Origin of the sequence: Rheinheimera sp. MMS21-TC3, assembly GCF_032229285.1 — a bacterium.
In the GTDB taxonomy this organism is placed as follows: Bacteria; Pseudomonadota; Gammaproteobacteria; order Enterobacterales; family Alteromonadaceae; genus Alishewanella.
In genome coordinates this window covers 804,518-816,515 of record NZ_CP135084.1, presented here as the reverse complement: position 1 = coordinate 816,515, position 11,998 = coordinate 804,518, and the positions used below count along the sequence as shown (strand labels likewise).

Here is an 11,998-nt window from a genome sequence, read left to right as displayed (position 1 = left end):
TATGCCAGCAGCGAATCACTGAAGAGTGTGGCATAATAATACAAATTTAATTGTTAGCAATCGTTTTATAGGCAGTAGTTATGGATAAGTTATTAGATCAACTCGATGGCAACTTAAAAGAGCTCTATCGTAAAGCGGTAGACGCTGACGCCATGCTTGAGCAATTAAGCCAACAAGGGCATGCAAAACATCAGCGTATCTTTGTTGATAACAGCACTTTTCAAAGCACCAGCAATCGCTTTATGCCCTATCTTACCGAAACAGCAGAGCAAGTTGCCGCTATGCGCTTAAGCCAGCAATTTAATACTGCTACCTTAGAGCGTGTTGTAAAGCAATTGCAACTATTACATAAAACCTTAGCCGATTTCCGCCAAGCGGTTAAGGCGAGTTAACAGCCTTTATTGCTAGTACTGTTGCTTATTAATTAGAACTAACTTTTGCTGCTGCAGATTGTGCGGCGGCAACCTTTGGTAGCACATTTCGTTCAAACCATTGCTCTAGCATCTGCTGTTCATAATAAAACTCTTTATTAATCTGAGGGCTGTGAATTGTTTGCATAAACCCCAGATCGCGTAACTGTTCATCTTGATTAATAATTTGCTCACCATACTTATCTTGAAGAATATGGTGAAACTTTATTGCCGGTGAATAGAGCTCTTTCACTATTCTTATACCTTGGCCCGATCTGCCAGCAAAAGGATCAATATCACCTGCTAAATCTAAGTCATTAACAGTGACTGTCCAGCTATAACCTTCTGGCAACTTGTTTGCTAAATCAGCAAAGAGGCCATCAAAGTGTTTTAATACTCGTTCCCGATAAGCCTTGTGAGATTCATTCGCAGGCTTAATATCAGTAAATTTTTCTGGTTGATGCCAATTTACTTCTACTTCAGCTGCAAAAGCACTGCTGCCAATACAGGCTAAACTAGCCAGACTACAGACTAACGCAAATTTACGCATACTTTATCTCCTGGTCTAAGTTAGTTTAAACTTAACTATTTAAACTTAATTATAGCCACTCCATTAGGGAGCGACTAAGTTACTATAACGCTATTGTAGATTATATAATGCAATAAATTGTTTAAATTTGTAGCAAGTCTACTTTATCCCTGCTTTACCCTTGCTGCACTGCCTTGCCTTTACTGCCGCAGCCATTGGCTATGTAAATTAACCTTTGCCTCTTGCAACAAGTTGTAAATAGGGCAACGCCGAGAAACGGTATCTTGCAACTCTTGTAACCTCTCTGCAGATTCTTCTGTTTGTATCGTTACAGTAAAGTGCAAACTTTGAAAATGCGTGGACACCTCTGGCTGACCTAATAATCCTCGTAGATCAATTACTCCTTTAGTAGCAAAAGATAACGCTGTAAATTGAAAACTCAATTCTTTTGCTATTAGTGGAATCATAACGCCTTTACAACCATTAAGCGAAGCAACTAAATATTCTAAAGGATTTGGGCCTTGATTCGCGCCACCTAAAATAGCAGGTTCATCCATGATCACCGGTTTAAAATCACGAATTTGGCTATGGGTTTGTACGCCTGATTGCCATTCACTGTGGGCAGCAACTTCTAATATATAAGAGCTCATAAGGTTTCCTTTATTATGTGTAGGTTAATTATTGTCAATGAGCTCATACTAAAACAACCAATTAAATATAGCCATTTAGACGGCTAAATAAATAATTATAACTTATATCCGCTCCGTTTATAGACCCCTTTAAAAACAAAAGCCCCAGAAATAAATTTCTGGGGCTTTTGTTTTACTCTTGATAAAGCCTTATAACTTTATGTCGACATATTACATCATGCCGCCCATTCCGCCCATGCCGCCCATATCAGGCATTGCTGGTGCTGATTCTGGGGCTGGTTTATCAGTGATCATAGCTTCTGTTGTGATCATTAATGAGCCTATAGAAGCTGCAAACTGTAATGCTGAACGCGTTACTTTAGTTGGATCTAAAATACCCATTTCTAACATATCGCCGTAGACATCAGTTGCTGCGTTGTAACCGTAGTTACCTTTGCCTTCTTTAACCTTATTGATAACGACAGAGCCTTCTTCGCCTGCGTTTTCAACAATTTGACGCAGTGGTGATTCCATTGCGCGCAGGGCAATTTTAATACCGTGGGTTTGATCTTCATTAGCGCCTTTTAAATCAGCTAAGCTAGCTGCAACGCGAACTAAAGCAACACCACCACCAGGTACTACACCTTCTTCAACTGCGGCACGAGTTGCATGTAAAGCATCTTCAACCCGAGCTTTTTTCTCTTTCATTTCAATTTCAGTTGAAGCGCCTACTTTAATTACAGCAACACCGCCAGATAACTTAGCTAAACGCTCTTGCAGTTTTTCTTTGTCGTAATCTGAAGTTGCTTCTTCAACTTGTTGACGAATTTGATTAACGCGACCATTAATAGCATCTTGTTCGCCAGCACCGTCAATAATAGTAGTGTTATCTTTAGTGATAACCACGCGCTTAGCTGTACCTAATTCTTCTAAACCGGCTTTTTCTAATTCCATGCCAATTTCTTCAGAAATAACAGTAGCACCTGTTAATGTAGCAATGTCTTGCAACATAGCTTTACGACGGTCACCAAAGCCTGGGGCTTTAACCGCTGATACTTTAACGATACCGCGCATATTGTTTACTACTAAAGTAGCTAAGGCTTCGCCTTCAACATCTTCAGCAATAATAAACAATGGCTTACCTGATTTAGCTACTGCTTCTAATACTGGTAATAACTCACGGATATTAGTGATTTTCTTATCAATAGCCAAGATATACGGGCTGTCTAATTCTACTTGGCCAGCTTCTTGGTTAGTAATAAAGTATGGTGATAAGTAACCACGGTCAAACTGCATACCTTCAACTACATCTAGCTCGTTGGCTAAGCCTTGGCCTTCTTCAACAGTAATAACGCCTTCTTTACCCACTTTACCCATAGCTTCGGCAATAATATTACCAATCTCTTCGTCAGAGTTAGCTGAAATAGTACCTACTTGAGCAATAGCTTTGCTGTCGGCACAAGGTTGTGATAAAGACTTTAAGCCTTCAACTGCAGCCTGAACCGCTTTATCGATACCGCGCTTTAAATCCATTGGGTTCATACCAGCAGCAACAGCTTTCACGCCTTCAGCAATAATATTCTGCGCTAAAACAGTAGCAGTAGTAGTACCATCACCGGCTTCATCATTGGCTTTAGAGGCAACCTCTTTCACCATTTGTGCGCCCATGTTTTCAAATTTATCTTCTAACTCAATTTCTTTAGCTACTGAAACACCATCTTTGGTGATCATAGGAGCGCCGTAAGATTTATCTAAAATTACGTTACGGCCTTTCGGGCCTAAAGTTACGCGCACTGCATTTGCTAAAGTATTAACACCTTTTAGCATTTTATTGCGTGCATCATCACCAAAACGTACGTCTTTTGCTGCCATGTTATCTAATCCTTATTAAAGTAGTTAATCTAGTATCAAAATAATAAATTGTTGCTGTAATTAGTCTATAATGACGCCTAAGATATTGTCTTCTTTAGTAATTACATATTCTTGACCTTCAATTTTTTCAGTGCGTTCTACATAACTGCCGAACAACACCTTATCACCTACTTTTACATCTAATGGTTTTACATTTCCGTTATCTAACAAACGACCATTGCCAACAGCGACAACTTCACCGCGTGTAGATTTTTCGGCTGAAGCACCTGTAAGCACAATGCCACCAGCTGATTTTGTTTCAGCTTCTAAACGTTTAATAATCACACGGTCATGTAATGGACGAATATTCATGCTCTATCTCCTAAAGCGAGTTATTGTTGTTTAACAAGGCTGTTAAATTGACTGAGCTGTATATGGGGCAAGTTAAGATAAAACCCAAGGCTTAAGGCTAAAAAATTCTTCAAGCGCATTTTTATCCAGCTTCATCGCGTTGCTTAAAATTAACTAGGCATCTTTTAGTTAAAGCCTGATAGACTTAAACCATTACCTTGAAATAGGATTGGGTATGCACAGGTCTTAATGGCAACCCTCTACGATATATAGGAAGTTGTAAGCTATGTATAAGCTGTTTTTACTGCCATTCATTCTTTGGTGTGGATTATTGCAAGCCCAAAGTAATAGTTTTGTTCTAGATAGTTTGTTTAATACTCAAGAAACATTTTTACCCGTTGAGCAAGCATTTGAGTTTGACTTTAATCAGCAAGATGAGCAGCTTATTGTTAGCTGGACTATTGCCGATGGCTACTATCTATATAAAGACAAAATAAAACTGGGCGGTATTGCCGTTAGCTTTTCCCATCCTTCTTATCCAGCTAGCATCCAAATTGAAGATGAGTTTTTTGGAGTAACTGATGTTTATTTCCATCAGTTAATTTTACGTATTCCCTTGGCTGATATTAGTGAAGATGCCGTATTTAAAATTCAATACCAAGGCTGTGCTGAAGCAGGTTTGTGCTACCCACCGGTAACTAAAGAACTGCCTATTTCAATGGCTAAAAATGGTAGCAGTGCAGATATAAGCAAGGCACTGACTAATGATGCTAAGCAAACGCCAGTTTCTAGCCAAAATACGCTAGCAGACAAACTGACAGACGGCGCCAGTTTAGCCACCCTGTTTGGCTTCTTTTTGCTTGGTTTGGGCTTAGCTTTTACGCCTTGCGTCTTTCCTATGTACCCTATTTTAACCAGTATTATCGTCGGGCAGGGCAAACAGCTCTCTAATAAACGCGCTTTTAGTTTATCTTTTTCCTATGTCCAAGGTATGGCCATCACTTACTCAGCTTTAGGCTTAGTTATTGCTAGTTTAGGTGTAAAGTTTCAAGGTTATATGCAGCACCCTGCGGTATTAATTGTTGCTAGTATTATCTTTGTATTATTAGCCTTATCTATGTTTGGCCTATTTAATTTAACCTTACCCGCTAGCTGGCAAGAGAAAGTAAGCAGTATTAGCAATAAACAAAAAGGCGGTTCTTTAAAAGGCGCTTTTGTTATGGGTGCCTTATCTGGTTTAATTGCCTCACCTTGTACCACAGCCCCTTTGTCCGCCGCTCTGTTGTATGTCGCGCAAAGTGGTGATCTATTGGTTGGGGCTATTACTTTATATGTATTAAGTTTAGGCATGGGCTTACCTCTTTTATTATTAGGCAGTTCAGGTGGTACTTTATTACCTAAAGCGGGTCAGTGGATGAATGCCGTTAAAACTAGCTTTGGTTTTTTATTATTAGCGGTACCTTTAGTATTATTAGAGCGAATGCTGCCGTTTAGTTATGTTCTGATTGCAGGCTCAATTTTAACCCTAGGCTTTTTAATTTATATTTATCGGGTTATGTTTAGCTTAAACAGTGTTAACGCTAAAGCTATTTTACTGCTGATAGGACAAGGCTTACTTATAGCCGGCTTATGGTTAAATATTCAATATTGGTGGCCAGCAACAGCAGTTACAGCCAATGCTAGCAGCCAAAGCAGCAGCGAATTTATAACAGTAGCAACCTTAGAGGAGCTGCAGCAGCAACTTAAGCAAGCTGATGGTCGCTACACTATGGTAGATTTATATGCCGATTGGTGTATTGCCTGTAAAGAGTTTGAGCACCTTACTTTCCCTAAGCCTGAAGTGCAGCAACAAATGCAAAAAATGCAATTAATTAAGGTAGATGTCACAAAAATGACCCGAAAAGACCAAGCTGTGCTAGATAAATTCAATGTTTTAGGCTTGCCAACAATTTTATTTTTTGCCCCTGATGAGCAAGAGCTAAGCCAAGCTCGGGTAACCGGTTTTATGGCTGCAGCCGAGTTCGCTAGCCACTTGCAGCAAATACAAAACTAAAGTTTAGGTGGTGTTTTATTTGCAACGCCGCCTACTTCTAGCTAAGTTCTGGCTGATAAGACCAGTATTTTGCTGCCATTTGTTACGAATTCACTATAATAAGGCGCTATTGTTAAGCTAACTGCACCGTTCAGACGTCATTTTTGCTAAGCCAATTGACAATAGATGCAATTGCAACCAAGTTTTGGCAAAATGGTGTCAAATAAAAATAAGCGGGAAAGTCGCAGCTATGCCACTAGAATCAAGGGCAGCACAATTTAATATATTAGTTTTAAATGGGCCTAACTTAAACATGCTTGGTGTTCGTGAGCCAGCAGTGTATGGCAGCGCAACCTTAACAGAAATTATCAACGACCTGATGGAACGGGCGAGCGTGCTTGGTGTCAAACTGACCCATATGCAGTCAAATGCAGAGCATGAATTAGTTACTGCTATTCAGCAAAGCCTGGGCCAACAAGATTTTATTTTGTTTAATCCTGGTGCTTATACCCATACAAGCATTGCCTTACGTGATGCTTTACTCGCTGTTGCAGTGCCGTTTATTGAGATTCATTTATCTAATGTGCATGCTCGTGAAAATTTTCGTCAGCATTCATATTTATCTGATATTGCAAAAGGGGTAATTTGTGGCCTTGGTGCCAAAGGTTATCACTACGCACTAGACGCAGCAGTATCACTGTTAAACACAACCAAATAGTCATAACTAAAATCAGGCAAATGAAATGGATATTAGAAAAATCAAAAAACTTATCGAGCTACTAGAGGACTCTGGTATCTCTGAGCTTGAAATCACTGAAGGTGAAGAGTCGGTTCGTATTAGCCGCCATGCTGCAGCTCCACAACATGCACCTGTGCAATATGCACCAGCGCAACCTCAGCAACAACAGCACCCTTTGGCCCCTACTCCTGCAGCCGCACCAGCAGCAGAAGCACCTAAAGCTAGCAGTGGCCATGTTGTTAAATCTCCTATGGTGGGTTCTTTTTATTGCGCCTCATCACCAACCGCTAAAGCTTTTGTAGAAATAGGCCAAACCGTACAAGTAGGTGATACTTTATGTATTGTTGAAGCGATGAAAATGATGAACCAAATCCAATCTGATAAAGCGGGCGTGGTTAAAGAAATTTTACTGCAAAACGGCGAGCCGGTTGAGTTTGATCAACCCCTCTTTGTGATCGAATAATACAAAAGGCAGACTGATGCTAGAAAAAGTACTGATTGCCAACCGTGGCGAAATTGCACTACGTATATTACGTGCTTGCAAAGAGCTTGGCATAAAAACGGTAGCGGTACACTCCACAGTGGATCGCAACTTAAAGCACGTTTTACTGGCCGACGAAACCATTTGTATTGGTCCTGGACCGTCGCCACTAAGCTATTTAAATATTCCAGCTTTAATTGCTGCAGCCGAAGTCACTAATGCCCAAGCTATTCACCCTGGCTATGGTTTTTTAGCTGAGCGTGCAGACTTTGCCCAGCAAGTAGAAGAAAGTGGTTTAGTGTTTATTGGTCCTCGTGCAGACTCTATCCGCACTATGGGTGATAAAGTTGCTGCTATTGAAGCGATGAAAATGTCTGGCGTTCCTTGTGTACCAGGCTCTGATGGCGCTGTCGGCGATGACGCCGAAACTAATATAGCTATAGCTAAACGTATTGGTTACCCGCTTATTGTTAAAGCATCTGGCGGCGGCGGTGGTCGCGGTATGCGCGTAGTGCGCAGCGAAGAAGACTTAGTAGACTCTATTGCCGCTACTAAAAACGAAGCCAAAGCTGTATTTGGTAACGATATGGTCTATATGGAGAAGTTTTTAGAAAACCCTCGCCATATTGAGATTCAAATTTTAGCTGATGGTCAAGGTAACGCTATCCACTTAGGTGAGCGCGATTGCTCCATGCAACGTCGTCATCAGAAAGTAGTAGAAGAAGCACCCGCGCCTGGTATAACTGAAGAGTTACGTAGCTTTATTGGTGAGCGTTGTGTGGCGGCCTGTAAAGTGATGAATTATCGCGGCGCCGGTACCTTTGAGTTTTTATTTGAAAACGGTGAGTTCTTCTTTATCGAGATGAACACCCGGATCCAAGTAGAACACCCTATTACCGAAATGATTACCGGTGTTGATTTAATCAAAGAGCAACTACGCATTGCCTCTGGCATGCCATTAAGCATTAAACAACAAGACATTGTTATTCGTGGCCATTCTATTGAATGCCGTATTAATGCTGAAGATGCAAAAACCTTTATGCCTTCACCTGGCACTATTACTCGTTTTCACCCGCCAGGTGGTAATGGTATTCGTTGGGATTCTCATATCTATTCCAACTATACGGTTCCACCAAATTACGACTCTATGATAGGTAAGTTAATTACTTATGGTGAAAACCGCGAAATTGCTTTAGCCAGAATGCGCAATGCCTTAGATGAGTTATTAATCGAAGGTATAAAAACTAATATTGATTTACATAAAATTATTATGAATGATGCTGAATTCTGTAAAGGTGGAACTAACATCCACTATTTAGAGAAAAAGCTGGGGTTGTCATAACTAAGTTTCTTGTAAGATTAAAGGCCGCTATTTGCGGCCTTTTTGTTATAATACGCAAATTATAAATAGCCACGAGACACATTATGCCTTGGATCCAACTGCGCGTTAACACTACCGAAGAAAAAGCTGAGCAAGTCAGTGATATGCTTATGGGTTGGGGCGCACAAGCCGTTAGCTTTGTTGATGCCCATGACACCCCTATATACGAACCTATGCCTGGTGAGGTGATTTATTGGACTAATACTATAGTGGTAGGTTTATTTGATGCTGAGCATCCAATGGCAGAGGTTATTAGCCAATTACAAAATGTTTCCTTTTTTAAAAATAGCTTAGAATATAAATTAGAACAGTTAGAAGACAAAGATTGGGAACGGGAGTGGATGGATAACTTTCATCCCATTAAATTTGGTAACAGGCTGTGGGTATGCCCAAGCTGGCGGGATATTCCCGACCCATCTGCTGTCAATGTAATGCTAGATCCTGGCTTAGCCTTTGGTACTGGCACTCACCCTACCACAGCTTTATGTATGCAATGGCTAGATCAGGTAATTCAGCCGGATCAAACTGTGGTTGATTTTGGCTGTGGTTCAGGCATTTTAGGTATAGCAGCGCTTAAACTTGGCGCTAAACGCGTTATTGGTATAGATATCGACCCGCAAGCAATTGAAGCCAGTACTAATAATGCTAAACGTAATAATGTGGCCGGACAAATAGAGCTATACTTACCTAAAGACCAACCTAGCTTAACAGCCGATGTGGTGGTTGCTAATATTTTAGCCGGGCCTTTAGCAGAGTTAAAAACAGTTATCAGTGGTTATGTTAAACCAGGCGGCTTATTGGCATTATCGGGCATCTTAACAAGTCAAGCCCAGAGTGTTATCGCAGCTTATGCCGACGAGTTCACTTTTAACCCTATCACTGAACAAGAAGAGTGGGTTTGCCTAACTGCAATAAAGCGTGTTTAACAGCAACTTTACGTAGTATGGCTGAGGTATATTACTAATTTGGAGATATACAAATGGCAAATTGGTTGGACGCGACAGTTTTAGAAAACAAACACTGGCACCCTAACTTATTTAGTTTAAAAGTTAAAACCGCTGCTTTTGATTTTATCGCCGGCCAGTTTGTACGCTTAGCTATGGATACCGCAGATGGTCGTAAACAACGTGCCTATTCAATAGTTAATAGCCCTGGGGTAACCGAACAAGAGTTTTTAATAAACACTGTACCTGATGGCAGCTTGTCGCCACTTTTACAACAGCTAACTATGGGCGATACGCTGCAAGTTAGCCAACCGGCTTCAGGCTTTTTTATCTTAGATGAAATACCAGATGGCGATAATTTATGGCTTATTTCTAGCGGAACCGGCATAGGCCCTTATTTATCTATGTTAGGCACCCATAATCTTTGGCAACGTTTTGAGCATATTGTTTTAGTGCATAGCGTGCGTACTGTCGCCGACTTAGTCTATCGAGACTTTATAGAGCAAAAGCAAGCACAATACCCCGGCATGCTGCACTACCAGCCTATAGTAACCCGTGAAGCTCATAGTGGTGCGCTTAGTAAGCGCATACCCGAGCTTATCCGTACAGGTGAATTACAAGCAGCCTGTAAGCAAAAGCTTGATAATCGCTCACAGGTTATGCTCTGTGGCAATCCAGCTATGATTACTGACACTAGAGCCCAACTTGAAGCCTTAGGCTTAATAAAAAATTTACGCCGTAAACCAGGCAATATTACGGTTGAACAATATTGGAAGTAATAACCAACTAGCGTTAATACCGCTAACCTTGTAGGTATTAACGCTTAAGTTAGCTAAAAGCTTAGCTTAACCGTCAGTGCTATCGTAATCATCGTCAATTAACAGCATTACACCTACCGTTATAATACGCTGGCCCACCATTTCACGTACATATAACTGAACATCACCCAACTCTACCTTAGCATCAAGCTGTGGTGTCGAGTTTAGGGCCTTTCTTAATACTTGCTCTAAACTGTCATCATTATCTGCAGCTAATTTAATCCCATAAGAGCGCTCTAAATCTGCAACTCTAGTATTACCTTTAATTGTCAGCTCGCGCATTGGCAACTCATTACTCTCATAATCATCAACTGTTGCCGAAAACACACAATCAACAAAGCTACGAGTACCTGGCTTTAGCACTATAAATAAATGATCATCTGCACAAAGCAAGGTTGAGCCGCGGGGTGTAATAACAGTACTGGCACGCGTTATCATGGCAACCACTGTTGTGTCAGGTAACGCCATTTGTGATAACCGCCGACCTACAGCCCGTGATGTTGCGCCTAAGGTATATTCAACAATATCAGCATCCACTTCACCTAAAGCTGTTATTTCCAGAGTAGCTGCCGGTGAGGCCGGTGGTGCTATAGTTAGCTTTAGTTTTCTGGCAGCCCAAGGCAAAGTAGAACCTTGAATAGTGGCAGATATTAGTACCACAAAAAATACTACATTAAAAATTAGCGCAGCACCTGGTAACTCAAATAACAAAGGGAAAATAGCTAAAATTATAGGTACTGAGCCTCGTAATCCCACCCAAGATACTAAGGTGATTTCGCGCCGGTTAAAGCCAAATAAAGCTAAAAATGGTACAACCGCTAAAGGCCGAGCCACAAAGGTTAAAACTAACGCAATCAACAAGCCTTCAAACCATACATCCATTAAAGAGGATGGGTTAATCAATAAGCCCAACACCACAAACATGGCAATTTGGCTTAACCAAGCTAAGCCATCATGAAATAAAAATGTACTGCGCTGAAAAACAAAACGGCTGTTGCCTATTACCACGCCGGTAATAAAAATAGCTAAAAAGCCACTGCCGCCAATATTAGCCGTAATACCAAAAGATAATAAACCACAAGCTGCTACCATAACTGGATAAAGCCCTGAAGCAACGAGTTGAATTTTATTAATCATTTTGACTGATAACCAGCCTACCGCTAAACCAACTAAAGCCCCTAAACCCATTTGCGACACAAACATCATTAACAACCCAGTTCCGGGTTGCATGTCATGCATTAAAATTTCTAACAAGCCTACGGTTAAAAATATTGCCATAGGATCATTAGAAGCACTTTCAATCTCTAAGGTCGCTTTTAACTTTTTATTTAAATGAATACCGGCATTTCTTAATAAAGAAAAAACAGCAGCTGCATCGGTAGAGCCAACAATAGCCCCTAGTAACATGCCTTGTAATAAAGGGATCTCAAGTATATAAGCCGCTGCTACCCCTGTTACTGTAGCTGTAATTAGAACACCAACTGTGGCTAAAGTAGCAGCGGGTCGCCACACTTTTTTAATAGCGCGTAAGGGCGTTTGTAAACCACCATCAAATAAGATCATGGCTAAGGCTAAGGTACCTAGAGCATGAGCCGCACCTGCGTTGTCAAACACTATACCGCCAGGGCCATCTTCACCGGCTAGCATACCGACTAATAAAAATAGTACTAATACCGGTAAGCCTAATCTAGCCGATAATTTACTCGACATTATGCCCAGTAAGATCAACACCGCAGCCAACAAAATAATGTGGTCAATAATAAACATGGATGATTCTCATACTTAGCTTAAATCTAACGACACAGCTAAGCTTAATTGAAGATAAGAGATAAT

The 11,998-nt window shown here is 40.8% G+C and carries 12 protein-coding genes; 7 read left to right on the top strand and 5 right to left on the bottom strand.

The genetic code is table 11. The annotated features are described in order from the left end of the window. Positions 1-80 precede the first annotated feature (80 nt). Positions 81-392, top strand: coding sequence for a prephenate dehydrogenase (locus RDV63_RS04165; protein ID WP_313908262.1), 312 nt, complete (start codon positions 81-83; stop codon positions 390-392). A 28-nt stretch (positions 393-420) separates the two neighbouring features. Here the strand turns inward: RDV63_RS04165 and RDV63_RS04160 are convergent, their stop codons facing one another. The 4 genes from RDV63_RS04160 to RDV63_RS04145 form a co-directional block, all read right to left on the bottom strand. Continuing rightward, positions 421-960 carry a DUF3016 domain-containing protein gene (locus RDV63_RS04160; RefSeq protein WP_313908261.1) on the bottom strand — a complete coding sequence of 180 codons (540 nt, stop codon included), beginning with the start codon at positions 958-960 and terminating at the stop codon, positions 421-423. 179 nt (positions 961-1,139) lie between these two features. After that, positions 1,140-1,589 (bottom strand): OsmC family protein, encoded by a 450-nt coding sequence (locus tag RDV63_RS04155; protein ID WP_313908260.1) that lies wholly within the window; start codon positions 1,587-1,589, stop codon positions 1,140-1,142. Positions 1,590-1,799: 210 nt separating this feature from the next. After that, a complete protein-coding gene (gene groL, locus RDV63_RS04150; RefSeq protein ID WP_313908259.1) occupies positions 1,800-3,440 on the bottom strand; it encodes a chaperonin GroEL in 1,641 nt (546 codons plus the stop codon). Positions 3,441-3,500: 60 nt separating this feature from the next. Further along, complete coding sequence (locus tag RDV63_RS04145; RefSeq protein WP_313908258.1) at positions 3,501-3,791, bottom strand: co-chaperone GroES; 291 nt, start codon at positions 3,789-3,791, stop codon at positions 3,501-3,503. A 265-nt stretch (positions 3,792-4,056) separates the two neighbouring features. Between RDV63_RS04145 and RDV63_RS04140 the strand changes: the two genes are divergently transcribed. The 6 genes from RDV63_RS04140 to RDV63_RS04115 all read left to right on the top strand — a co-directional run bounded on the left by RDV63_RS04140 (position 4,057) and on the right by RDV63_RS04115 (position 10,126). After that, positions 4,057-5,823 carry a protein-disulfide reductase DsbD gene (locus RDV63_RS04140; protein WP_313908257.1) on the top strand — a complete coding sequence of 589 codons (1,767 nt, stop codon included), beginning with the start codon at positions 4,057-4,059 and terminating at the stop codon, positions 5,821-5,823. A 229-nt stretch (positions 5,824-6,052) separates the two neighbouring features. Further along, positions 6,053-6,520, top strand: a complete 468-nt coding sequence (gene aroQ, locus RDV63_RS04135; protein WP_313908256.1) for a type II 3-dehydroquinate dehydratase — start codon at positions 6,053-6,055, stop codon at positions 6,518-6,520. Between the two features lie 25 nt (positions 6,521-6,545). Next, the gene (accB, locus tag RDV63_RS04130) at positions 6,546-7,004 is read left to right on the top strand and encodes an acetyl-CoA carboxylase biotin carboxyl carrier protein (protein ID WP_313908255.1); all 459 of its coding nucleotides are present in this window, start codon (positions 6,546-6,548) and stop codon (positions 7,002-7,004) included. A 16-nt stretch (positions 7,005-7,020) separates the two neighbouring features. Then, positions 7,021-8,364: an acetyl-CoA carboxylase biotin carboxylase subunit gene (gene accC / locus RDV63_RS04125; RefSeq protein WP_313908254.1), complete on the top strand. Its 1,344-nt coding sequence runs from the start codon at positions 7,021-7,023 to the stop codon at positions 8,362-8,364. An 83-nt stretch (positions 8,365-8,447) separates the two neighbouring features. After that, positions 8,448-9,329 carry a 50S ribosomal protein L11 methyltransferase gene (prmA, locus tag RDV63_RS04120; RefSeq protein ID WP_313908253.1) on the top strand — a complete coding sequence of 294 codons (882 nt, stop codon included), beginning with the start codon at positions 8,448-8,450 and terminating at the stop codon, positions 9,327-9,329. Between the two features lie 53 nt (positions 9,330-9,382). Beyond that, positions 9,383-10,126: a ferredoxin--NADP reductase gene (locus RDV63_RS04115; protein ID WP_313908252.1), complete on the top strand. Its 744-nt coding sequence runs from the start codon at positions 9,383-9,385 to the stop codon at positions 10,124-10,126. Positions 10,127-10,192: 66 nt separating this feature from the next. Here the strand turns inward: RDV63_RS04115 and RDV63_RS04110 are convergent, their stop codons facing one another. Next, positions 10,193-11,932 carry a potassium/proton antiporter gene (locus RDV63_RS04110; protein WP_313908251.1) on the bottom strand — a complete coding sequence of 580 codons (1,740 nt, stop codon included), beginning with the start codon at positions 11,930-11,932 and terminating at the stop codon, positions 10,193-10,195. Between the last annotated feature and the right edge of the window lie 66 nt (positions 11,933-11,998).